Source organism: Methylocystis sp., assembly GCF_051062815.1.
GTDB lineage: Bacteria > Pseudomonadota > Alphaproteobacteria > Rhizobiales > Beijerinckiaceae > Methylocystis.
This window is the reverse complement of the sequence record NZ_JBPFDU010000040.1, coordinates 1-22727: the sequence shown is the minus strand read 5'-3', so window position 1 is coordinate 22727 and position 22727 is coordinate 1. Positions and strand designations below refer to the sequence as shown.

Genomic DNA, 22727 nt, shown 5'->3' with positions numbered 1-22727 from the left:
CTTTGGCTGAGGAGACATTGGACTCAGCGCTTGCGATTCGCACTGCAGGATTCTCACAACGCATTCCGCAGCAAAAAGGCGAATGAAATCAAAGTCGCCGTTAGCTCCGGTTGCTTCCGCTCCTCCGCGATGTTTTTGCAAAGTAGGGAGGGTGCGTCCCGCAAAAGTGGTAAAAATTAGAGGCCTAAGAGTTCCATACTAAATCCGCGGAGTCGGAGGTCGAGAGACGAACCGGCAGGAGAGAACGAATTTCGGGTCGCCGCCGGCATGTCGCAGTTGGGAGGTTTGTACGCGAAGCCCGTGGTTATTGGAGATTTCAGCGCGCCCAAACTCGGCGGAGAATGTTGGTCGCGGCAGGACTGGCGGGCGGCGCCCGATGAAGATGAGCACTACGAGATCGTCATCGGCGGCTATATCGGGCAATCGGTATGCTCGGAGCCGGTCGTCACACGTCTGACGCAGGCGTGCATCGGACAAACCCAGGTATGTCGCTGACGATCTTGGGCGTCGTAGAACCACAGGAAACGGTGGCTTTTGGGGGCCTTCTGAGATACCGTCATCCCGAGCTGATGATCGCTCGTGGTCTAAAGCATGTAATAGTATAGCGAGGCCGAATCGAAGAAAGGAGGCGAGCATGTCTACCAAGCAAATTCTCGCGCTCCTCAACTCGCATATCGACGGAGATGAAGACCAGCTTCTGTCGATCGCCTTGCAGATCGCCGCACAGGAGGCCCGTCAAGGTCGGGCCGATGATGCCGAAAAGCTGAAGCGCCTCGTCCAGAAGGCTAGAGACCAGCGCCATGTCGGAAAGCCCGCTGGCGGGCAGACGCCGATTCCGCTGGCTCGGCCACGGGGCGAATTGCAGGGTCTCGTCGAGAGCGCCTATCCCAAGGTCACGCTATCGAGCATGGTGCTGTCGGACGACATCGCCGCACGACTTGGGCGGATCGTTCGCCAGCAACAGGAACGCGCAACCCTGCGCGAACACGGCCAGAGGCCGGCGACGCACATGCTGCTCGTCGGTCTGCCCGGCACAGGTAAGACTATGACCGCCTCGGCGCTCGCCGGGGAATTGCGCCTGCCGCTCTTCACTGTGCGTCTCGAAGCCTTGTTCAGTCGCTTTTTTGGCGAGACAGCCGGCAAGATGCGACTGCTGTTCGATCAGATCGCGCAAACACGCGGTGTCTATCTGCTCGACGAGTTCGACGCGATCGGCGCTCGCCGGGGCGATCCGAACGATGTTGGCGAGATCCGCCGGGTGTTGAACTCGGTCCTGGCCTTTATGGAAGAGCCAAACTCGACCGACAGCCTCGTGCTGGCGGCGACGAACCACGTCGAGATCCTGGATGAAGCGCTGGCGCGGCGCTTCGATGAAGTGATCGAATATACCCTGCCGGACGTCGCAGCCGCCCGCGCCATCGTCGAGCGCCGCCTTGGCAAGTTCAAGATCAGCGCAAAGGCGTGGCCTGCGCTCGAAACGGCACTGAAAGGGCTCAGCCAAGGCGAATTGGTTCGTGCAGCAGATGCCGTCGTGAAGGATGCCATCCTTGAAGGGGCGTCGAAGGCCTCGCCTGAAGCGCTACAACGCGCTTTGGAGAACCGACAAACATTAAAGGGTAAGTTCCGTCGTCAATCCAGCCGTTAGGCAGGCTCCGCCAACGGATAGACTGGAACTCGAAAAACCGAGCAAGGACTTATGGCGGAGCCAGATAATTTCGACGCGAGAGACCGTCAGCACATACCGATCGACGTTTTCCGTGAGACGGCAGCTTACACCTTCCCATCACGCAATCAGGAACGCAAACCGCTTCGCGGCGACTATGCTGCGCACGCCGCACATCTGCTTGATCAACTCGCCGCTGCGCTCGGCGATCTTCCACTGCCGGCCGACGATCCGCGACTCACCGTTCAGGGCCTGAAATCCGGCACGATCGTCGAGATCACGACACTGCCGCCAGCCGAGGACTCCCGGACCAAGGCGGTCAAGGTTCCAACAGCGCTTGAGTTTCCTACGCAGGACGTGGTGGTGCTCCGTTCCGAACGGAACGACGACCGCACGGAGAGCGCATTGCTGTTTGTGCCGGATGATGCGCGCGCCCTCCTGCAAGGCCGTATCAGTGAATATGGCCGCGATCCGGGCAATCGACGACGTCCTGATGTCGAGCGCTTCGAGGTCGTCGAGGAAGTCCGGGCGATTGACACTGGATCATTGTTCACGGGCGCGGTGGACCTGGCTGCGCCGGACATCGTTTGGTGGGAGCTGTGGGTTCGTCAGCCTGTCGCCTTGGCGGATCGCCTTGTCAACGCGGCGCGCAATGCGAATATCGATGTTCATGACGACCGCCTGATCTTCCCCGACACGACCGTCCTGTTTCTGCACGGCGCTGCCGCAACAGTTGCGCTCTTCGCGACGCGCGTACCGGGCGCGATCACCGAAATCAGGCGCGCGACAGGGACGATCGAGCCGTTTCTCGATCGTGGAGAGACAGGGCTGGGTCAGCACGATTGGGTCGCCGAATTGTCCCAGAGAGTCTCGGCGCCCGCGCACGATGCCCCGGTGGTTTGCACGCTCGATACGGGCGTTGCCGCTGCCCATCCCCTGATCGCTCCTGGCCTACGTGGCGCGTGGGCCTATGATGCTGCCTGGGGTGCCGATGATCATCAGCCGAACGGCGGTCACGGCACGCCGCTGGCGGGCCTCGTCCTTTACGGCGATCTCGAACCCTTGATGAACGACGCGCGTCCGGTCACACTGACACACGGTGCCGAATCCATGAAACTGCTGCCACCGCACGGGTTCCCGCCGACCAAGCCTCCCAGCTATGGCGTCGTCACGCAAGGCGCGGTCAGTGCGGTCGAGATCGAGCGGCCGGACGCACTACGCAGTTTCTGCATCGCGACCTCCGCGACGGACTTCCCGCCCAGCCGACCATCGACCTGGAGCGGTGCGCTGGATCAGATCATCGCCGGGGCGATGCCTGGCGAGGTTGATGACAAAGTTGCGGCAGCCGAACGACCCAAGCGCCTGATGGTCGTCGCCACCGGAAACGTCTCCGGCGGGATGGCCGTAGACGTTCTACCTTCTCAACCGTTGGAAGATCCGTCGCAAAGCTGGAACGCGCTCACCATCGGCGGCTTCACGCGCAAGGAGCAGCCGCCGGCGCCGCCTCCCGTATTGCAGGCGGCGGTCCCCGCCAATCATCGCAGCCCGTTCAGCCGCGGCTCTCGGTCGCTTCCCGACGACCTGACCCCGATCAAGCCCGAGGTGCTGTTCGAGGCGGGCAACATGATTTCCGACGCCACAGGCTTCTGCGGCTGGGACCCGTCCGTGTCCCTGCTATCAGCGGGGTCAGATGTGGCGGGCGAGCTTTTGGTCCCGTTCTGGGCGACCAGCGCCGCCGCAGGCATGGCGGGTAATTTCGTCGGTCGGCTGCAGGCGGCTCGGCCCGACCTCTGGCCGGAAACCCATCGCGCGCTCATCGTCGACTCAGCGCGCTGGCCCGAGCCGATCCGAAAGAAGTTCATCGGCACAGGCGCGCACTGGAAAACGGGCAAGGCCGCCACCAAAGCGAAGAAGCAGGCGATGCTTCGCGAGTTCGGCTACGGCGTGCCGGACATCGGCCGGGCGATCCTCTCAGCGCGCAACGACGCTACGCTTGTTGCGCAGGCAGAGATTCAGCCCTTCGCGATAGGCGCGGACGGCCGAACCGGCGTGTTCAACGAGATGCATTTCTATGATCTCCCTTGGCCCAAGACGGCGCTGGAGGTCGTGCCCCCAGTGATGGTGTAGCTGGTTGGGAGCAAGCCGCTCGCGACGCGCTCTCTCGGTCGCCGATTTGCGGCCTCGAAACGACAACGACGCGCGAGAGAATAGTCATGCCCTCCTCGACAACTGAATTGATGCTGGCGATTGTCATGACGGCCGGCGATGAATTTCCGGGCGATGCCACCTTGGCGCAGGCAAAAAAAGGGCGGATTCCGACTGTCGCTGCCCCTTCCGAAATCGTCGCCGAGCCAGAGGGGTTGGATACAAATGTCTGATTGGGAAAGTCAGCATGTATTCCAAGACTACCCGCTGACCCACTATTTTATATTCATTCTTGCTATCGCGGGATATCTCATACTTCAAAAATTTGAAATCAAATCCAAGAAAAAAGCTCTTTTGGAGGGAGGCTTAATTATGAGCATGATTTTAGTGTCAGAGTTAGATCTTTATCTAACTAGCTGTGAGCACCGATTTTTTGATACTCTTGTAAATTTGGGTGTGGGAATTTGGTTCTTCCCTCCAACTAACGTATTTCTTGGATATTTCTCCTACAGAAAGCTGCATTATTATTATGTTGCTAAATGCAGTGAGGCGACCATGTCGAAAACCTACGAGCTGGCGACTGTTGTGCTAGTAGCTGTAATGGTAATACATGTGCCTCTAGCAGTTATGTTTCGATATTTGGTAACGCCAATTGGTAACCAGGCATGTTAACGGAATGGTTTGTTGGTAGAATCGATACACTAAAGAGATGAACCTGGAGTTGAAGATGTCGGCAAATATTCAACCGCGGCCTTACGTTCCCGGCGCTATCGACACGGTCGGCAATTATCACTTTAAGAAAGCAGTGACCAGTGGTAGAGTCCTCAGGACAGGCCGGCGAAGCTCAGCAGGAGGTTTGTGTAACCAAGCAAGCTCTTGCTGAGGCTATTCGCTTGGAAATCGAGGAGTATTTTTCGCCACTGCGTCCATACGGCCCAGGGCCTCACGAAACAGGCGTAAGCTGGATAGTTTCTGGAGTGATCCTTCGCGTGTCTGGGGAGAAAGCCTAGATAGAAGCGCCACGATTCCCGGGTTCTTGATGCTTGCGCTCAGCGGCTCGCTTGGGTTCAAGAAGTGCCCGAGCGCGCGCATGATTTCTTCGGCTTCTATGAGGTCACGCTTGAACCTAGCGAACGCATCCTCGTTGAATACGTATATCTTTGAAGCGTATATCTGTTTTTGATTCTCTTGCGCGTCCTGCCACCCCCAGAACTCGGCTTCAGCGGACGCTGCGACGCTGTTAAATTCGGTAGGGTCAACCATTAGGACTGCGCCGGGGATGTTGGAAGCGGAGCCCCATATCCAATGCGCGACTTTATGTCTGCCTGTCTGTGCCGTTTCGACTGCACCGAAAGCTGACTTGAAAATTCGGTAGTCATCAGCAGAAAGACTCGATTGCGCCGCCGCATCAAGTGCAACGCGTTGCAAGCCTTGGGTCTGAAGCCTTGCCATAACAGCTATGACCGGCCCCGTCCTTGTCTTCAATATCCTGCTCAGAAGCAGGCTCATATGATGGTCGATTGTAGAAGATAGCGCTATGATTTCGGCGACTATGATGGCGATTTGCGGCTTGTCTGAAATGACATCCGCCGACCATCTAATTTGCCCTGGATTAGGCGTTACTCTCGACAAAGGCTGAGGCATGAGCAAGCCCTCGAACACGATAGACCGCGAATCTGCAGCGGATATTCGGCCGGATAGTTGGGACCGTTTCCGGCGAGCGGTTCAGGCCGCCGCAGAAAGCGGTCCGATGCATAAAGCAGCGCCAAAGCCAGCGAACAAGAAGGAGCGCCCCGCGAGCAAGGGGCGCGTGCACAAGGGCAAAAGCAGACCATAGCCTGGCCAAGGCCGCAGTCGGGTCTCAATCGCGGGGGCAAAAATGCGGGTTACGGCGATCCTATTTGATGGTCCATCCCTTCTTGCCTTTGAACGCGTCTCTGTCACCCCCATCAGATGATCGGAAGCGACTTTGGTAGCTTGAGCCTTAATATCGCCCCATCGTCCAAACTCGACCCCACAGGATTGGCATGTGGCGATGGAATCGTCGGTTGGGTCGTCGGGCAGAGAGATGACGGTTCCGCCGCATTTCTTGCAATTAAACTCAACGCTGATCTTGTCATCTGACATGGCAATTATCCTTGCAATTTTTGTCAGCGAATGAACGCGTAAGCTTTACGCCTGATAGCGCCCTTCCTGAGAAGGTCGCCGATAGGTGAGCCTTTTGCCAACAATGCCGGGAACACTCGCGGCCATGCGGTCGAAGTCGCGCATTGATCGCGTGTTGTAGCGGTAATCGAATTCGAGCATGTAGCGGTGAAGGTGCGCTTCCGAGACGTGATGGTAGGCACCGGTGATGCCGCGCTTCACGATGCTGAAAAAGCTCTCTGCCGTGTTGATATGGACGTAGGAGCCAAGGCGCGCATATTCGTTCGCCGAATGAATGACGGTGTGGTGAGCGCCGAAACGCTTGCCAATGCCGCTGTAAACCGTCGCTTCGTCGGTCATGAGAACGGAAGCGGCTTCGACGTTCTTCGCGATGAGGGGTTTAAGCGTCTTAGCCGTCACGTTTGGCACATGGAAAGAGCGCACGCGGCCATTGTCGCGGTCGATAAGCGAAAGAACGGCTTTCTTGGGCGCCGGCTCTTTGAAGGCGCGGTTTTTGGCTTTGCCGCCGACGAAAGTTTCGTCCGCTTCAACCGGCGAGTTCGGGCCGCCGAACGGCGTAGCGGCGTCATCGCGGAAGCTCTCGCGGATGCGATGGCACATAAACCAGACCGTCTTATACGGGCGGCCGATCATGCGGCTGATTTGAAGAGCGCTCATGCCCTTCTTTGAGGACATCATGAGGAAGGTAACGGCAAGCCACGTATGCAGCGGCACTTTGGAGCGCTCATAGAGCGTTCCGACCGCGATCGTGAACTGCTCTCGGCATTCGGGGTTGTTGCACTGGTAGAGGCCCGCGCGGTGCGCCTTGCCTTCCAGCTTCGTTGCCTTGTTGACCACCTTGCAATGCGGGCAAACCGGGCCGTTCGGCCAAAGTTCAGCCTCTAACCAAGCACGGGCGGCGTCTTCGTCATGAAATATCGGATCGGAAAGGTCGGCGGACATTGTTGGAAGCTCCTAATAGAGCGATATCAACATTTAGCCGACGCTTTGTCAAGGTGATAATTGCCCTCGGAAGTCCTGAATTAACGGCCGCGGTGGTGGCGGCAAGGTTGAAAACGGGCTCCGATTTTTTCAAGTCGATTATGACGAGCGAGGGCTGGGATAGTTTATCGGCGGACCGTCGAAACGCACTGCTGGTTCAGTACTATAATCAAGGGGCGTCGCCTAATGCGCCGCTTGGTAAGTGGGCCCAGAATCCGGTCAGCTCAGACGGAAGTTTTCGCTTTCCTGAACTTGGAGACGGGGGGGCTCTTACTAACTTTTCTGGAAACATAGATAGCTTAAAACAGGCGCTAGCCTGGGGCTCATCAAGTCCTTTTGATCCTTCGATCTTACAGTGGGGCGGAACGACTATCGATGTTCTCGCCCTGCAAGAAATGTACCCTTCATCCTGGAGTGGCTCAGTTCAATTCCTTCAAGACGGCAAGGCAGGTTCTAACGGCTCTTCCAAATCCCAGCTCGACGTGACGGGTCCAGGAAACTCCTCTTTCGGCAATGATTACGGCGACGGCAATCTGCCAGGAAACGTGAATTATTACTCCGTTTCTTCGGGCAACTCAGTCACGCCCGCCTTCCCCAGCGGTCTCTTCGGCGGCGCGACGAGCGGGCTGAGCGGTCTCTTCGACAACGCGACGAGCGCGCTGGGGAATGTCATCGGTTCGGCCAATTATTCGCTCGGCTTCATTCCGAACGGCTTCATGATCGGCGCGAACTGGGGCAATCAGGCGCCGAACATCAACATGCCCGGCTTCGAGGCGGGCATTTCTTCGCCCTATTATGGCGGCGGGTCGGAGAGTGGAATCGGCTTCAATAGCCTCGGCGACCTCGGCCGCATGTTCGGGGGACTCTGGTCGGATGTGAAGAGCGTCTTTTCGAGCGTCGGCAATTTCTTTGACAATATTTTCGGCGGCATCGGCGATTTCTTCGACAGTATCTTTCCCGTGGCGCTGGATTTGAACGGCGACGGCGTGCAGCTGACGCCGGCAGCGTCGTCGAACACTTATTTCGACATGGCGGGCGACGGCTATCAGCATCTGACCGCCTGGGCCGCTCCCGGCGACGCGCTTTTGGCCTATGACGCCAATAATGACGGGAAGATCGACCAGCAGAACGAGATCGACTTCACGCAATGGGATCCGACGGCGACCTCCGACATGCAGGCGCTGCGCGACGTGTTCGACACTAATCACAATGGCAAGCTCGATTCGGGCGACGCGAATTTCTCGCAATTCAAGCTGATCGTCAGCAACGCCGACGGCACGCAAACGCTGCAGACGCTGGCCCAGGCGGGGATCGCCTCGATCGATCTCATCGAGGACCAGACGACCCGTACTTTCGCCGACGGCTCGTCGATCGACGGCCAGACGATCTTCACGCGCACCGATGGGACGACGGGAACGGCGGCGACGGTCAGCCTCGTCTATGACGCGTCGGGCGCCGCCCTGAATTCGACCACAACGCTCAACGCCGACGGCTCGACGACCATCGACAATCAGGCGCTCAATGCGGACGGGAGCGTCGCCAGCGAGCGCATTCTGACGACCTCGGCGGATGGAATGACCAAGACGCTGTCCGTCGATCTCGATGGTGACGGGGTGATCGATCAGATCCAGACCGCCGTGACGGTCGTCAATCCCGACGGTTCGACGACCGAGACGGTGATCGACGCGACGGCTGGCGGCGCGGTTTTGGCCCGGCGGGCGACGACGACCAGCGCCGACGGGAAGACCATCACCATCCAGACCGATCCGGATGGCGGCGGCGTCTGGACCCGTGTCGAGACGATCGTCGTGGCCGCAGACGGTTCGCGCACGAACACGGTCTCGAATTTCAACGTCAATGGATCGCTGATCGACCAAACGGTGGCGACGACGAGCGCGACGGGCCTGTCCGTCACGACGCAGTCGGACGCCAACGGCGACGGCGTATATGATTTGACCATCGATGATTCCATCGTGGTCAACGGCGACGGCAGCCGCACGGAGACCGTCGAAGAGACGAACGCCAACGGCTCCCTGCGCGACGGCATGGTGAAGACTGTCAGCGCCGACGGACTTTCGAAGACGACAGCCTTCGATCTCGACGGCGATGCGACGACCGATCTGACGACGACGGAAGTCATCACGACGAACCCCGATAACTCCTATCTGACCACGACGACCGATTTCAACGGCGACGGCTCGCTCCGCGATCAGACGAAAGTTCTGCTTTCGGCGGATAATCTGTCTCAGACCACGCAGTTGGACGTGGATGGCGACGGCGTCTGGGACCTGACGACCACGGACGTCACCACCATCAACGCCGACGGCAGCCGGACGCAGACGGTGACCGATCTGAACGCCGACGGCTCCCAGCGCGACAAGATGGTGATCGCCAAGGGCGCCGACGGCCGGTCGAGGACGATCCAGATCGACCAGAATGGCGACGGGGTCTGGGACAGCGTCGAAACCATCGTCGTCGCGCCCGACGGCTCGAGCGTCGACACGACGACCGCTTACAACAACAACGGCAGCATCAACGGCAAGGCGATCGTCTCGACGAGCGCCGACGGGCTGACGCGAACCAGTCAGATCGACGCCGACGGCGACGGAACAACGGATCTGACGACCACGGAGACGACCGTACAGAACGCCGACGGCTCGTCCACCCGGACGGTTTCAAACACGGCGAATAATGGCGCGCTGCGTGACAGAACGATCACGACGACGAGCGCGAACGGGCTGAATGTTACGACTCAGCTCGATATCGACGGCGATGGGGCCACCGACCGGACGATTGCCGATGTGACGGTGGTCAATGGGGACGGCGGCCGCACGGAGACGATCACGCAGACGAACGGCAATGGATCATTGCATGCGTCGACGGTCGTGACGACCAGCGCGGACCACAAGACCGTGACGACAAACTCGGATGTGAACGGCGACGGCGCGACGGACGTCACGGAGAGCGTGGCCACCGCCGCCAATGGGGTCACGACAGACACGGTTCTTCCGACGGCTCCACCGTCGACACGATCGTCAATTACAATCCCAACGGCTCGGTACGGAGCCAAACGCTTGTTCAGACAAGCGCCGACGGCCTGTCGCGGCAGACGCAAGCCGATGTCGACGGCGACGGCGTTTGGGACACGACGGTGACTGACGCCACTGTGCTCAACGCCGACGGCAGCCGAACTGAAACCGTATCGACGACGAACGCCAACGGTTCCCTACGGTCCAACTTCGTTGCGACGACGAGCGCGGACGGCCTGTCCGTCACGACGCAATCGGACGTCAACGGCGACGGCTGGTACGGCGTGACCGCGACGGACGAGACCGTGCTCAACGCGGACGGCTCGAAGACAGAGAATTATTCGGAAACGAACTATAACGGCACGCTCCGAGGCCAGTCGGTCACGACGACGAGTTCTGACGGCAAGACCACGTCGATCGACCGAGACGTCAATGGCGACGGAATAACGGATCAGACGGAGACGATCGTCATCCAGGCGAATGGAGACGTTGTCGACACACTTTCCGACCTGTCCAGAACAGGCGCGTTGCAAAGCCAACGCATCACAACGACAGGCGCCAATGGATTAGCGTCGACGGTCACCTATGACAATGACGGCAATGGAAGCGTCGACCGCACGGAAACCTATGGCGCTGTGTTGAACGCTGACGGAAGCCGTGTGGACACCTATACCGATTACAACGGAACCACCGGCGCCTCTGTCGTCGAACGTGTCGTGAAGACTGTCAGTGCGGATGGTCTGACCGTGACGACTGAGCGCACAGGCGTGAACGGCTATGAGACGCTTGATTCCTATGCGACGGACACGACCGTTCTGAACGCCGACGGCTCGACGACGGAGACGGTCTCCGTGTCGGCAACTTCAGGCGGCGCGCTCAAGACTAAGGTCGTGACGTCAACGAGCGCAAACGGCCTGTCGAAGACGATCGAAACCGACGTCAATGGGGACGGCCAGATTGACGTGACCGATACGACGACGACCAATGTCGACGGCAGCCGGGTCGAGACCCTGATTTATCGGAACATGGATGGGACGCTGCGCCAGAAGGACGTTTTGGCGACGAGCAGCGACGGCCTAACGCAGGACCTTCAGCGCGACACGGACGGCGACAGCGTCTTCGATCATTTTGAAGCCACATCGCGCAACGCTGATGGCTCGATCTCCGACATTATCTGGGACACGACCGCAGCCGGCGCGTTGACCTCGAAAATCATCACGACGCTGAGCGACGATCAGTTATCGAAGACAATTTCAGTCGATTCAGACGGCGACGGTGTGACGGATTTGAGCCGGAACCAGACGACTGTTCTGAACGCCGACGGTAGCCAAACAATCACGGTCGCCGACTACGGCTCCGCGGGGAATTTGCGCAACCAGATGGTGACGACGGTGAGCGCAGACGGTCTTGTCAAAGTGTCGTCGATCGACGTGAACGGTCACGGCACGTCATTCGAGACGCAAAACGACGTCACCATGCTCCAAGATGACGGCAGCACTACGCGTACGGTCACGAACACTTACGCCGACGGGACGATCAAGGATCAGATCGTTACGGCGACAAGCGCCAATGGCCTGACGACGAATATTGTAACCCGGGGCTACGGAGTGCTCCCAGACGCCAACGAGACAATCACGATTGCGCCTGACGGCGCGAAGACCGACACGCTGTCCTTGACCTATTCAAACTCAGGCTTGGCGACGACGGTCACCACGACGACAAGCGCGGATGGTTTGATCGTCACCTCTCATGAAACCGGCAACGGGATCGGATGGCAACAAGGCCCGCCACTTTACGTCTATGGTAACCCTATCCCGACCGTTGGCCTAGCAGTCAAGAATGTCGATGTCACCAGCACGAAGGTCTACGTTCCCAACTCCAACGGAAGCTATGCGTGGTACGTAACATCCCCCGATAGCTACTCAATCAACCTCCTCGGTCTCAGTTCGGGATATCTGGGCGCTTATGCATCGCACTCGATCGACGAGAATGGAATCGACACCTGGGTCTGGAACGAAAGCCCGACATCAAGCTTCAGCCTGTACGGATACACATTCAGCACCTATAACGGCGCCGGCGCCAACTCGATTACGATCGATATTGCTTCCGAGCAAAAGTTCGTGGCGATGGCAGAGCGAATGTACGACACGCTTCTCAATCGGGACATGACTGAGAGCGAGCGGCAGTTTCTTGCCGACTACATCACGACGAGCGGCGCTGGGGCGGAGTTCGATCTCAATACGCTCGCCGCTGACATCATGACGAATAAGACTTATTTGGCGACTCCGGCAGGAACGATCGCCTTAGGGACCTTGCCGCCGCCGACGGAATTTGCCGGCAAATATGGCGCTCTAACCGACGCCGAATTCATCGAACAGGTATTCCAGAACGCTCTTGGCCGCTACGCTATACTCTCGGAGTTAGAGGACTATCTCTCTCAGCTCAAGGCGGGCGCGGTGACGCGCGCCGACATAGCAGTCACCCTATCGGAGAGTTCCGAACATGTCGCTGACGGAAACGTTCACGAGACGACAAACAATACGTTGAGCGGCGGACAACTCGTTTCTCTCGATCATACGACCGACAGACAGGTAGCGACCGATATTCTCGCGCAGCTCTATTATGCTGCATTGGGGCGATCCATGACCGGCGCTGAAATCGCGGCGCAGCTGCCACGGATTCTCGACGGATTGGCAACGGAGGCTCAGCTCGCCGATGAACTCATCACCTCTTCAGAATTCGTTACGAATTACGGGACGACGACCGATGCAGCATTCGTCGACGTCGTCTTCAACAACGTCTATGGCCGATCGCCAACTTCTGTAGAGTCTCAAAGCTGGACCGGCATGCTGAGCGACGGGACGATTTCAAGGGCGGATTTGCTTGATTCACTCGCCCGAACAATTGATCACGAGAGCCTCGGCGGCGTCGATGCCACTCCGATTGACGTGACGAGTACAGGTGTAACGATCAGCACGAATTCGACGCCCGTCATCTTTGAAGATGGATCTGGCGGAACGGTCTCAAGCAATGGAAACGCCGTCACGCTCAAATCCAATACAAATGTGACAGTCAATGGCTCTGATGATCCGATCGCCGTGACAGGGACCGGCAATCAACTGACCGTGAGTTACGGAGACGTTTCCGTGAATGCATCCGCGGGTGCGACGATCACAGGATCAGGCAATGCGATTTCGAGCGACGTAAGCGCGACTTTGTCGGTAGCCGGCCAAGATAATGTCGTCAACGCCGGCGGTGGATCCACAGTGAACATTACGGGTGGCGTCATCAGCACCGTCGTGGTCGGCTGGTATTGGGTCTGGATGTGGCCGTTCCCGATCTATGGTACGGAGGATCACACGAATACGATCAACATCGACGGGGGAAACGTCAACATTGCTGCTGGCGACACCGATACGATCAATGGTTCAAATAATGACATTACGCTTCTCGGCTCCTCAACGATCACGGAGAATGGCAGCAACAATAATTTTGTGTTCCATCCTGGGTTCGGGACGGATGTGATCTACGGCTTCGACCCGTCGGACACGCTGCAATTTGATAGTGCGATCTTTGCGGATTGGACGGATCTTCTTGCCGCTTCTTCTCAACAAGGAGCAGATACGCTGATTTGGTTTGACGCGAATAACACCATCACGCTCAACAATGTCGCTTTGTCGAGTCTCACGGAGTCGCAGGCGCAATTCGTGTAGGGAGAAGAGATGCCAGCGACGCCCCGATGGGCGAAGTGACTATCTTTTGTAAATATCAAGCATCGCTCGGCGTCATCTGGGCGACGCGAGCTGCGAGTGGCTTGGAGAGCGTATGCGACAGCCACTTCCAGCCGGTGGGGGCTCCGTCAAATTCGTCTTCACGTAATTTGAGCGCGTTCGGCCGGGAAATAATACTCCGCTCCATGTGCCCACCAAATGTAAGGTCCGCGCGAATCATCGAGAGTCGACAGCTGTATCACTATCGAAAAGTTCCAGCACGTGAGTCGCTTCAGGAGATCTGGCGAATATGCGGAGTGCAGCAAAGCAAGAAGCGCCAGACCGAAATGGAGAATCTCTTTACAGATGAGGTCTGAAATCATATCGAAAAACACCGGATGGATTTGAGGTATGGTCGATAATGCGCAATTCGGCGAATGAAGCAGCGTCGACCGAAGAAATATCTGCCGAAAAATCAGCGGCGCAACTCGGCGAGTCCGGCCTGCAGGGTCTTTGTGGAATCGCTGCGTACTATCGCATCGTCGCAAGCCCTGATCAGATCCGACGGGAACTCGCGCTTCACGGAAAGAGCGTCAGTTGCGAAGACCTTGTGCGAGCCGCCGCTCTTATCGGGCTCAAAGCGCGCTTAATTCGTCCCATACATAAGCAAAGACTTGCCGCTCTCCCTTCGCCTGCGATCGTTCGAACGCGCGCTGGTCGATTTGAAGTCTTTGGCGGCAAAATGCCGTCTGGCGATTATCGCCTCGTCGATCCGATCACGCGCTCGGATCGCAGCCTTTCCTTAGATCAAATTCATGAGACCATCGACGCGGTCATTCTTGTTTCGCGTAGACTCGGCGGCGCGGGCGTTGAGCCCAAACATTTTAGTCTTCGCTGGTTTCTACCTTCGATTTGGCGCTATCGTCGGCCGTTGCTTCACGTCCTCGTCGCATCGTTCTTTGTGCAAATCTTTGCGCTGGTGACGCCGCTATTCTTCCAGGTCGTTATCGATAAGGTCCTCAGTCACAGGGGCTACGATACGCTTTTCGTTTTGATCGGCGGGTTGGCGATTATCGGCGCTTTCGACGTTGTGCTTCAGTATTTGCGCACTTATGCGCTGTCGCATACGACCAATCGGATTGACGTTGAACTCGGGCGCCGCCTGTTCTTTCATCTCTTCCATCTGCCGATGGCGTATTTCGAGACGCGATCCGCCGGGCAGACGGTGGCGCGCGTAAGAGAACTCGAGACGATTCGTGCTTTCCTGACGGGTCAGGGGCTGTTCTCGCTTTTGGACATCTTTTTCACCGTCGTCTTTCTCGCGGTTCTTTGGGCCTACTCCTGGAAGCTAACCCTGATCGTCATCGCGTCGATACCGCTTTACCTTATCGTCGCGGCGTTCATTCGGCCGATCCTCCAAGAAATGATCAAGGAGAAGTTCAACCGCGGCGCCGAGAGCCAGCAGATGTTGGTGGAAGCGGTCGTTGGCGTGCAGACAATCAAGTCGACCGCTGTCGAGCCCTCGATGCAGACGCAATGGGAGGAAAAGCTTGCTTCATATGTATCGAAATCATTCGATACTGGATTGCTGGGCGCGGGGGGCCAGTCCGCAATTCAATACATTAGCAAACTCACAAACGCGCTGCTGCTACTCTTTGGCGCAAAAGCGGTTATCGACGGTGAGTTATCCGTTGGGGAACTCGTTGCGTTTAACATGATTTCGGCGCAAGTCGCGCAACCAATTTTGCGGCTCTCGCAAATCTGGCAAGATTTCCAGCAGGTGCAGATCTCTATCGAGCGTCTGGGCGATATCCTGAATGCGCCCATGGAGCCATTAAATCTCGCGCATGGGAGTTTGCCGCCTGCGAAGGGCGAGATCGAGTTTAGGAACGTCACGTTCCGCTATCGGCCCGGTTCGCCTGAAATATTGAAAAATATCTCGTTCAAGATAAAGCCGGGAGAAGTCATCGGAGTAGTCGGACGTTCCGGATCAGGCAAGTCAACCCTCGCAAAATTGATTCAGCGCTTTTATGCGCCTGAAGAGGGGCAGATCCTTGTCGACGGCGCTGACATTATGCAGGTCAATCCGGCGTGGCTTCGCTCGCAGATCGGCGTCGTGCTCCAAGAGAACCTGCTCTTCAACCGCAGTCTTCACGATAATATCGCGCTCGCCAATCCGGCGATGTCTCGGGCTCAAGTCGTCGCCGTGTCAAAAATGTCCGGAGCTGATGAGTTCATCAGTCGGCTGGCCAATGGCTACGACACCATGGTGGAGGAACGGGGCAGCAATCTTTCTGGCGGACAGCGACAGAGAATCGCCATTGCTCGCGCGCTTGCGATCAATCCCCGGATCCTCATTTTCGATGAAGCGACCAGCGCCCTGGACTACGAAAGCGAACGCATCATCCAGAAAAATATGTTCGAGATCGTCAAGAGCCGCACCGTTATCATCATCGCCCATCGTCTGCAGGCCGTCCGGCGATGCGACAAAATCATTAGTCTCAGCGACGGGCGCATTCAAGAGATGGGCGCGCATGATGAACTCATCCGCAATCCGAACGGTCTCTATGCTCATCTCTGGTCACTTCAGAACGATTTGGAAGCCGTTTGATGCGGCTAAAGAGGAAGAGCAATCTCGCGAAGCCAAGCGCTGACGGATTGCCTCGTCTTCGCGCTGCGGCGGAACGGCTGGCGCTCGTGAAGTGGGCGCGTTCCGACGGGGAGTTTCTTCCGGCAGCCATCTCGATTCTCGAAACGCCGCCATCGCCTGTGCATATCGGTCTGCTCTGGGCAATCTGTTTGCTGTTGAGCGTCGTGCTGACATGGATGTATTTCGGCCACATCGACATCATCGCAATCGCGCAGGGGAAAATTCAGCCTGCCGGTCGCGTAAAAACCATCCAACCGCTTGAGACCGGACGCGTGGTTGCAATCCATGCAGAGAACGGGCGGCATGTCACTGCCGGAGAGGTCTTGGTAGAGCTCGATCCGGCGGAAGCTGCCGCGGACGAACGAGGTTCCTCGATCGTCTACCTGGCCTATGTCGCGGAGAAAGTGCGCCGGAAGGCCGCCTTGAACGCGATCGCCAACAATTTTTACGACAAGGAAATAGCCGTTGATTGGCCGAAGGAGATTCCAGACCAGCTCAAGGAGCGGGAAGGTCGCATTCTCAGAGGGGATTTAAGACAGCTTCTGAGTTCGCTTAAGAGCATTGATGCGCAGCTCGATCAAAAGGAAGAGGAACAGAGGCGCCTCAAAAATACGATCGCGAGTCAGGAATCGCTGCTCGTGACTCTCAAAGAGCGCGTCCTTATGAGAAAGGGACTGCTCGCCCGCGGATCGACGCCAAGAGCGGCGGTCATCGATTCGATCGAGGCGCTGCAGGTCCAGCAAACCAATCTTGCGACCCAACAGGGGCAGCTCACCGAAGCTCAGGCCGCGAGCCGCGTGCTGCGGCAGGAGCGAACAAAGCAAGTGGATGCATTTGTCGCCGAGAACGAACAAAAATTGGGCGAAGCAGAGCGCCAGATCGATGATTTTGAACAAAGGCATAAGAAGGCGCACGAGAAAACCGAGCATATGACAATCAGGAGTCCGATCGCTGGAACGGTGTTCGGTCTATCGGTTACTACAAAAAACCAAGTTCTGACGACGGGCGAAGAACTCATGCGAATCGTTCCCGATGACGCTGATCTTGAGATTGAATGCTATATTCAAAATAAGGACATAGGATTTGTAAAGAAGGATCAGCCCGCCATCGTGAAGATCGAATCATTTCCATTCACGCGCTATGGCTCGCTTGACGCGACGGTGACGCGTGTTGCGCATGACGCGATACCTGAGCCTGACGCTCAAGCGCTCGAAGGCAATCCGGCAAGGCCCGCCAAAAATAGTTATTTCGGCGGCGCGCAACGCACTCAAAATCTCGTCTTTCCGGTAACCCTCCGCTCGGAGCGTTCGACGATGAATATCGATGGCGTCGATGTTCCGTTATCTCCCGGCATGGGCGTTACCGTAGAGATAAAGACCGGACGGCGCCGCATTCTCGAATATCTATTTTCTCCACTGCTCGAAGTGGCGTCTCGCGCGATGAAGGAAAGGTAATTTTAGCTCGATGTGCAGGCTCGGGAAAACGCCGATGTGCGCGCGCGTGCTGCGTGATCAATCGTGCTGGCGAAATGTTCTTCTATCCTGCATTGCGTGCTGTGTATATTTTGCGCCGGCGCAGGCGAGTGGAGACACGATAAACGGCGCGTTGGAGAAGGTTTACACGACAAACCCCGAAATCGACGAACAGCGAGCGAACGTTCGCGTCCGTGATGAAGAGGTCTCAAAGGCCTATTCCTATGCGCGGCCAAAAGCCAGCATATCCGCAACGGGGGGACCGCAGAGAACGTTGATCCGCGCTCCGGCCGGGATCGATCAGTTCAGCAGCAGACAATATCAGAGCGATAAATATTCGGGCAAACCGCTTAATGCGACCTTCGCGTTTCAGCTGCCTGTATTGGATGGGGGCAAAACGAGAGCTAGCGTAGGTCAAGCGGAAGCCGGCGTATCAGCTTCGAGGGCAATTCTTCGTGACGCGGAACAGCAGGCGCTGTTAAAGGGAGCTACGGCATATATGAATGTGCTGCGCGATGCAGCTGTGGTTCGTCTCAAGAAGAATAACATCAGCGTTCTTCGCGAGCAGCTAAGGGTAACAGTGGATCGCTTCGAATTCGGCGAAGTGACTCGCACAGACGTGGCGCAAGCCGAAGCCGCGCTCGCCCAATCTCAAGCCGATCTGGCTGCGGCATTCGGCGCGCTCGAAAATAGCGCCTCGGTCTATCATCAAACGATCGGCGTGGAGCCACAGCTGCTGCAACCGGCGCCGTCGCTTGAAGCACTTCTTCCAGCAAGCCGTGAAGACGCAATTGCGATCGCTCTTGCCGATCACCCTTCCATCCTCGCCGCAGTTCACCAGATCAATGCTGGAGAATCGGCCGTCAGAATCGCGGAAAGCGCGATCCTGCCGACGGCGTCTGTCGGAGCTCAAGTCATCCAACAATTCGATTCGTATTTTGGCTATCCAAAAACCCGGCAGTTTGGCGCACAGGTGTTTGGTCAATTGAACGTGCCTCTTTATCAAGGCGGCGGCGAGTATTCGTCGATACGGCAGGCCAAAGAGCAACTCGGTCAGGCAAGAATTCACGCTGATGTCGTCAAGAATTCTGTCAGGGCGGCGGTTATTCAGGGCTTCAGTCAGTTCACGACAGCGAAGGCCGCCGTTTCATTCAACATGAAAGCTGTCAAGGCTGCCGAGGTGGCGCTGCGTGGGGTCAGAGACGAAGCCGCATTCGGACAGCGCACGACGCTCGACGTGCTGAATGCGCAACAAGCGCTGCTTACTGCCCGCGTGAATCTTGTCACTGCGCAACGCGACAAGGTTGTAGGCTCCTATGCGGCGCTTGCCGCGATCGGGCGGCTGTCATACGCGACTCTCGACCTCAATGTTATGCCTTACGATCCATCGGCGCATCTGGAGCGCGTTCAGGATAAGTGGCTAGGCGTTTCTGTTCCGGAGGAGCAATCAATGATAGAGAGCTTGCTACCATAAGAGCTTGGATATCTCATTTTTCCGATGCAGTGGATCGATGCCAGCGTCGCTCATCGAAACGTGCAAACTAACGGCGTGAATCCGCTTGCCTATCACAGGACGAGAGGTGCGTTATTGCGCGGGTGGCGGGCCACGGGTCGCGGAAAAAGGCCTGCACGGGTCCCGCGCGCTTACATACTGGATTTCATGCCGATCAGCGTAGACGAGCTCCGCCATTAAGGCTTTGCCGGGAGAGGGGGGTAATGAACTCATCCAGTCCGATTCGGCGGCTGGTCTTGGGATGCTGGATGTCGAGCGTGGCGTAGGCCCGGCCCTCGGTGTCGGGGAAGACATTCACCTCCAGGATGACCGCCTTGCCGGCCAGGTATGTGTGATCGAGGAACGGGACCATGCCACGCATCCTGACACCGCTTGAACTTTTGACCGTTCCCGCAGAAGCACGGCGCATTGCGCGGCGTGTATTTCAAGGCCAATCTGAGACAGCAAAAACATTTGCTCCCGCTCAAAAGCCTTTAACCGCCTGGCGATGCCGGCGTCGACGGACGCCACGCCGATGCCCGGAATGGAATTCATAATCTCATTCTGCTCGCCTGTGACTTGAAAAACTGCTGCACCAGGATGTCGTCGGTCAAGGTCAGGCGGCAGTTGTTTCTGCGAATGCCTTCTTTGTCGAAGTCGTAGGTCGCCGAATCATCGGGCAAGAAGAGGCGGTGAGAGATGTCTTCAACCTGGGACGGCGTGATATCTTGCCACTCTTCGCCCGAATCACTGTCGTAAACAGCGTGGTGTTCAGCCCTCGATTTAGACGTTCGTCCACTCCCAAATCGACCACCCGAACTGAATCCTGCCGCCGAACCTTTCCGCCTTGCGCCGGACGTAGCAGCTGGGCGGGGCGCGGCGCCGCTGGTCCAAACGCCGCTGCTAACACAACATTGCTCCTGGATCACTGAAGGGCGCCGGCCACTTGTTGCTCCCATCGCGAGAGCGCGAATCAAAACACGACGTCGGAATAGACGGTGGAACTTTGATCTCACCTCCTACCCGCGTTCCCTGCAAACACGGGGATGAACCAATCTCTGGATTCCAGTGCGTTGTACGCTAAAGCAGGACTGTCCAGAACGGCATAAGGCTGACGGGTCTGAGGAGAAGACAAGGGGCGCATGAGCGACATCTACGAAGACCTGCTTAATCGCCATCGCTGGGTTCGCGTCATGGCCGACTATTCTTGCGATGGGGTGTGGGACATCGAGGGAAATTCCTGTGGGGTCGAGGAATTGCCGATCTCACCCGCGCTCGTCGAGCGTCTTGGCCGCTGGCAGGCGCAATATGAGGCGATCGAGGATGCGCTCGACGAAGAAAACCGGCTCCGCCGAGAAAGCGACTGGACGAATTTTTCCGCCGAAGGCCTCGCCATTGCTCGCGCCGTCAAGGCCGAATTACCCGGCTGGACGGTGTTCTACTTCGATGAGGCCAGGGCGTGCGTCGCTTACTTGGACGGAAAGCGCCAGCGACCGAGCGCCGTTGAATACGAAATTCTGCTCGACGACAAATCTGGCGACTGACAAAGGATTATGCCTGCTGAGAGCGCGGCAAGAACGTCGCCGCTCGCCAAGATGCGCGAGTGCAGCCCGACCATGCGAAGTAATATGGTGATCGCGCGAACCTATCCGATCTCCAGAGAGACGAGTCTCTTCAATTTGCGTCAGCCTCATTGGCGGCCTTGAACCCTTCGACGATCGCCCGAGCGATTTCGAGCCTGGGGAATATTTTGCCGCGGGGGACATGAAGGCCGGCGGCGCTCCATGCTGCGCGGGTCGATTTAAGGAGTGTGGAAAAGTGGCTTCTCGATCATTGCCACCTTGAGCAGCTCATGGGTCAGAATAGATAGAAATCTATGGATCACCCTCATCATCATGATCATGGGTCGCGTGAGGCGGCGAAACAAGGCCGTGACCAAGCTCACAGTCGTCCTGCAGTTCAGCAGATTGCTGACTCGAGCGTGACGGGCGCTTCTGGGACAATTTACACCTGCCCCATGCATCCACAGATACGTCAGCCCGTCCCTGGCGACTGTCCCATCTGTGGAATGACCCTCGAACCCGTTGTGGCGTCGGCCGAAACTGGGCAGAGCCACGAACTTGTCGGCATGACGCGTCGCTTCTGGATCGGTCTCGCTCTTACCACGCCGATTCTCGTACTTGAAATGGGCGGCCATTTTTTTGGACTGCATCGTTTCATTGAGCCACAGCTTTCCAACTGGATTCAATTTGCTCTGGCGACGCCGGTGGTTCTTTGGGCGGGTTGGCCATTTTTCGTCCGCGCGGCGCGATCGCGAATTCTTCGCAAACGGAACATGTTTACGCTCGTCGCGATGGGCACGGGCGTCGCTTGGCTTTACAGCGCAGTCGCAACAATTGCCCCGTCTGTGTTTCCGGCTGCGTTTCGGGCTGCAGACGGTTCTGTCGCCATCTATTTCGAGGCGGCGGCGGTCATTACCGTTCTGGTTCTGCTCGGGCAGGTTTTAGAGCTGCGCGCCCGCGAACAAACGGGGGGAGCTATTCGTGCGTTGCTCGACCTCGCGCCGAAATTCGCGCGGCTAATCGCGCCGGACGGCTCCGATGAGGACGTGCCGCTTGAAACGATCGTCGTAGGCGATCGCCTGCGGGTGCGACCCGGCGAAAAGGTCCCTGTCGATGGCGAGCTGCTTGAAGGACGCAGCTCCGTCGACGAGTCCATGGTCACCGGCGAATCAATGCCCGTAACGAAGGCCGCTGGCGATCGGGTCGTAGGCGGAACGATGAACCAGACAGGCGCCTTCATCATGCGCGCGGACAAGGTCGGTCGAGACACGATGCTCTCGCGCATCGTCGAGATGGTCGTCGCCGCGCAGAGAAGTCGCGCTCCGATTCAACGGCTTGCCGACCAGGTCTCGGGCTGGTTCGTGCCGCTGGTCATCGCTGTGGCGGCGGTCGCCTTCATAGCATGGGCTGCTTTTGGGCCTGAGCCGCGGATGAGCTACGGCCTTGTCGCGGCCGTTTCCGTCCTCATCATCGCCTGTCCCTGCGCGCTTGGCTTGGCGACGCCCATGTCGATCATGGTTGGCGTTGGACGCGGCGCGCAGTCCGGTGTCCTCATCAAGGACGCCGAAGCGCTGGAACGTCTCGAAAAGGTTGACACGCTCGTCGTCGACAAGACCGGCACGCTCACCGAAGGCCATCCGCGGGTCATTGCCGTCCATCCAGTTGCGGGGATTACAGAGAACGATCTGCTGAGATTGGCGGCGAGCGTCGAGCGCGGCAGCGAACATCCGCTGGCGCTGGCCATCATTCAATCAGCGATCGAGCAAAACCTGAAACTTGCGGATACGGACGACTTCGACGCGCCGGTCGGCAAGGGGGTGATCGGGAAGGTCGAAGGAAGGTCGCTTGTCATCGGCG

General features: G+C 57.8%; 18 protein-coding genes. 12 read left to right on the top strand and 6 right to left on the bottom strand.

Annotated elements, in window-relative coordinates; genetic code table 11:
* The first annotated feature begins 300 nt into the window (after nucleotides 1-300).
* Together ACR65W_RS05965 and ACR65W_RS05960 are read left to right on the top strand one after the other, a co-directional pair.
* The gene (locus ACR65W_RS05965) at nucleotides 301-495 is read left to right on the top strand and encodes a hypothetical protein (protein ID WP_434500686.1); all 195 of its coding nucleotides are present in this window, start codon (nucleotides 301-303) and stop codon (nucleotides 493-495) included.
* A 139-nt stretch (nucleotides 496-634) separates the two neighbouring features.
* The gene (locus tag ACR65W_RS05960) at nucleotides 635-1645 is read left to right on the top strand and encodes an AAA family ATPase (RefSeq protein WP_434500687.1); all 1011 of its coding nucleotides are present in this window, start codon (nucleotides 635-637) and stop codon (nucleotides 1643-1645) included.
* 138 nt (nucleotides 1646-1783) lie between these two features.
* Here ACR65W_RS05960 and ACR65W_RS05955 read toward each other — a convergent pair whose 3' ends face one another.
* Nucleotides 1784-2107, bottom strand: coding sequence for a hypothetical protein (locus ACR65W_RS05955; protein WP_434502388.1), 324 nt, complete (start codon nucleotides 2105-2107; stop codon nucleotides 1784-1786).
* Here ACR65W_RS05955 and ACR65W_RS05950 point away from each other — a divergent pair.
* The 3 genes from ACR65W_RS05950 to ACR65W_RS05940 all read left to right on the top strand — a co-directional run bounded on the left by ACR65W_RS05950 (nucleotide 2078) and on the right by ACR65W_RS05940 (nucleotide 4480).
* The gene (locus ACR65W_RS05950; RefSeq protein ID WP_434502392.1) at nucleotides 2078-3790 is read left to right on the top strand and encodes a S8 family serine peptidase; all 1713 of its coding nucleotides are present in this window, start codon (nucleotides 2078-2080) and stop codon (nucleotides 3788-3790) included. The genes ACR65W_RS05955 and ACR65W_RS05950 overlap by 30 nt on opposite strands.
* Before the next feature lie 86 nt (nucleotides 3791-3876).
* Entirely contained in the window at nucleotides 3877-4041 is a 165-nt protein-coding gene (locus ACR65W_RS05945) for a hypothetical protein (RefSeq protein WP_434500689.1), read from the top strand.
* Nucleotides 4034-4480, top strand: a complete 447-nt coding sequence (locus ACR65W_RS05940; RefSeq protein WP_434500690.1) for a hypothetical protein — start codon at nucleotides 4034-4036, stop codon at nucleotides 4478-4480. The genes ACR65W_RS05945 and ACR65W_RS05940 overlap by 8 nt, the downstream gene beginning before the upstream one ends.
* Before the next feature lie 213 nt (nucleotides 4481-4693).
* On the opposite strand, the gene ACR65W_RS05935 is transcribed toward ACR65W_RS05940, so the two are convergent.
* The 3 genes from ACR65W_RS05935 to ACR65W_RS05925 form a co-directional block, all read right to left on the bottom strand.
* A complete protein-coding gene (locus tag ACR65W_RS05935; RefSeq protein ID WP_434500691.1) occupies nucleotides 4694-5452 on the bottom strand; it encodes a hypothetical protein in 759 nt (252 codons plus the stop codon).
* 81 nt (nucleotides 5453-5533) lie between these two features.
* Nucleotides 5534-5935, bottom strand: coding sequence for an ECs_2282 family putative zinc-binding protein (locus tag ACR65W_RS05930; RefSeq protein ID WP_434500692.1), 402 nt, complete (start codon nucleotides 5933-5935; stop codon nucleotides 5534-5536).
* 45 nt (nucleotides 5936-5980) lie between these two features.
* Nucleotides 5981-6916 carry an IS1595 family transposase gene (locus ACR65W_RS05925; RefSeq protein WP_434500693.1) on the bottom strand — a complete coding sequence of 312 codons (936 nt, stop codon included), beginning with the start codon at nucleotides 6914-6916 and terminating at the stop codon, nucleotides 5981-5983.
* A 521-nt stretch (nucleotides 6917-7437) separates the two neighbouring features.
* Here ACR65W_RS05925 and ACR65W_RS05920 point away from each other — a divergent pair.
* From ACR65W_RS05920 to ACR65W_RS05900, 5 genes are all read left to right on the top strand, one after another.
* Nucleotides 7438-10110, top strand: coding sequence for a beta strand repeat-containing protein (locus ACR65W_RS05920; RefSeq protein ID WP_434500694.1), 2673 nt, complete (start codon nucleotides 7438-7440; stop codon nucleotides 10108-10110).
* Nucleotides 10107-13697 carry a beta strand repeat-containing protein gene (locus ACR65W_RS05915; protein ID WP_434500695.1) on the top strand — a complete coding sequence of 1197 codons (3591 nt, stop codon included), beginning with the start codon at nucleotides 10107-10109 and terminating at the stop codon, nucleotides 13695-13697. The genes ACR65W_RS05920 and ACR65W_RS05915 overlap by 4 nt, the downstream gene beginning before the upstream one ends.
* 418 nt (nucleotides 13698-14115) lie before the next feature.
* Entirely contained in the window at nucleotides 14116-16305 is a 2190-nt protein-coding gene (locus ACR65W_RS05910; protein WP_434500696.1) for a type I secretion system permease/ATPase, read from the top strand.
* Nucleotides 16305-17798: an HlyD family type I secretion periplasmic adaptor subunit gene (locus ACR65W_RS05905; protein ID WP_434500697.1), complete on the top strand. Its 1494-nt coding sequence runs from the start codon at nucleotides 16305-16307 to the stop codon at nucleotides 17796-17798. The genes ACR65W_RS05910 and ACR65W_RS05905 overlap by 1 nt, the downstream gene beginning before the upstream one ends.
* Nucleotides 17799-17832: 34 nt before the next feature.
* A complete protein-coding gene (locus tag ACR65W_RS05900; protein ID WP_434500698.1) occupies nucleotides 17833-19290 on the top strand; it encodes a TolC family outer membrane protein in 1458 nt (485 codons plus the stop codon).
* Nucleotides 19291-19483: 193 nt separating this feature from the next.
* Here the strand turns inward: ACR65W_RS05900 and ACR65W_RS05895 are convergent, their stop codons facing one another.
* Nucleotides 19484-19681, bottom strand: coding sequence for a hypothetical protein (locus tag ACR65W_RS05895; protein WP_434500699.1), 198 nt, complete (start codon nucleotides 19679-19681; stop codon nucleotides 19484-19486).
* Between the two features lie 178 nt (nucleotides 19682-19859).
* Nucleotides 19860-20237: a hypothetical protein gene (locus tag ACR65W_RS05890; protein ID WP_434500700.1), complete on the bottom strand. Its 378-nt coding sequence runs from the start codon at nucleotides 20235-20237 to the stop codon at nucleotides 19860-19862.
* 213 nt (nucleotides 20238-20450) lie between these two features.
* On the opposite strand from ACR65W_RS05890, the gene ACR65W_RS05885 reads away from it, so the two are divergent.
* Nucleotides 20451-20852 carry a hypothetical protein gene (locus ACR65W_RS05885; RefSeq protein ID WP_434500701.1) on the top strand — a complete coding sequence of 134 codons (402 nt, stop codon included), beginning with the start codon at nucleotides 20451-20453 and terminating at the stop codon, nucleotides 20850-20852.
* Nucleotides 20853-21184: 332 nt separating this feature from the next.
* Nucleotides 21185-22727, top strand: a 1543-nt coding sequence (locus ACR65W_RS05880) for a heavy metal translocating P-type ATPase (protein ID WP_434502386.1), incomplete at its 3' end; no start/stop codon positions are given.

Coding starts and splice junctions, on each gene's coding strand:
- ACR65W_RS05960 (WP_434500687.1), top strand. CDS start 635: ATGTCTACCAAGCAAATTCTCGCGCTCCTCAACTCGCATATCGACGGA.
- ACR65W_RS05945 (WP_434500689.1), top strand. CDS start 3,877: ATGCCCTCCTCGACAACTGAATTGATGCTGGCGATTGTCATGACGGCC.
- ACR65W_RS05940 (WP_434500690.1), top strand. CDS start 4,034: ATGTCTGATTGGGAAAGTCAGCATGTATTCCAAGACTACCCGCTGACC.
- ACR65W_RS05935 (WP_434500691.1), bottom strand. CDS start 5,452: ATGCCTCAGCCTTTGTCGAGAGTAACGCCTAATCCAGGGCAAATTAGA.
- ACR65W_RS05930 (WP_434500692.1), bottom strand. CDS start 5,935: ATGTCAGATGACAAGATCAGCGTTGAGTTTAATTGCAAGAAATGCGGC.
- ACR65W_RS05925 (WP_434500693.1), bottom strand. CDS start 6,916: ATGTCCGCCGACCTTTCCGATCCGATATTTCATGACGAAGACGCCGCC.
- ACR65W_RS05910 (WP_434500696.1), top strand. CDS start 14,116: ATGCGCAATTCGGCGAATGAAGCAGCGTCGACCGAAGAAATATCTGCC.
- ACR65W_RS05905 (WP_434500697.1), top strand. CDS start 16,305: ATGCGGCTAAAGAGGAAGAGCAATCTCGCGAAGCCAAGCGCTGACGGA.
- ACR65W_RS05900 (WP_434500698.1), top strand. CDS start 17,833: ATGTGCGCGCGCGTGCTGCGTGATCAATCGTGCTGGCGAAATGTTCTT.
- ACR65W_RS05895 (WP_434500699.1), bottom strand. CDS start 19,681: ATGGTCCCGTTCCTCGATCACACATACCTGGCCGGCAAGGCGGTCATC.
- ACR65W_RS05885 (WP_434500701.1), top strand. CDS start 20,451: ATGAGCGACATCTACGAAGACCTGCTTAATCGCCATCGCTGGGTTCGC.